Origin of the sequence: Streptomyces torulosus (assembly GCF_001419765.1) — a bacterium.
Classification (GTDB): Bacteria; Actinomycetota; Actinomycetes; order Streptomycetales; family Streptomycetaceae; genus Streptomyces; species Streptomyces torulosus.
Map to the genome: position 1 here is coordinate 8,224 of NZ_LIRK01000307.1, position 609 is coordinate 8,832.

Consider the following 609-nt stretch of genomic DNA (forward strand, 5'->3'; position numbering starts at 1 on the left):
TCGGCGGCGGAGTTCCCGGAGAGGGCGGCGACGACGAGGTCTCCGTCGGGGCGGACGAGATTGACGCACGCCAGCTCGTACCCCAGGCCGTTGACCACACCGTCGGCGACGGTCTGCAGCGTGTCGGCCAGGCTGCGTGCGGTGTTCATGTCCGCCATCACCTGGTGCAGCTGCCGCAGCGTCGTCAGACGGACGTAAGGCTCCGACTCGGTTTCCATTCGCCCTCCCCCCGAGATCTTGTGGCAGCTCCAGGCTCCAGGGTTGCTATCCGGCGTAACTCATGGGCTTACTACCGCTTACAGTTCCTGCTTACAGCTTGCAGCGTCCCCGCCACTGAATCACAGCGCGAAGCCCACTCGGTACACAGGGNNNGGACTCTGTGTAGGCCCTGTGAGCGGTGATGACCGAGTGCGATGACGGGGTAGACGGACTCTTTTGAGCCAACGCCGAGCACGCGGGCGAGCACCGCGCCGACGGGTGCGACCTAGGTCGCGGGACCGGCCGGAAGGTGGATCTCCGGCCGGATGTGGCGGCCGGGGGACACGGACTAGCGTGCGGACGTGTCGAAGCCCTCAGTCACCCCAGCCTCCCCCGCACCGCCCCTGTCCG

Annotated in this window: 1 pseudogene; it reads right to left on the reverse strand. The window is 67.3% G+C overall.

The window, feature by feature from the left end:
• A pseudogene (locus tag AOK23_RS50055) lies at positions 1-218 on the reverse strand (diguanylate cyclase CdgB); the annotation flags it as partial.
• Between the last annotated feature and the right edge of the window lie 391 nt (positions 219-609).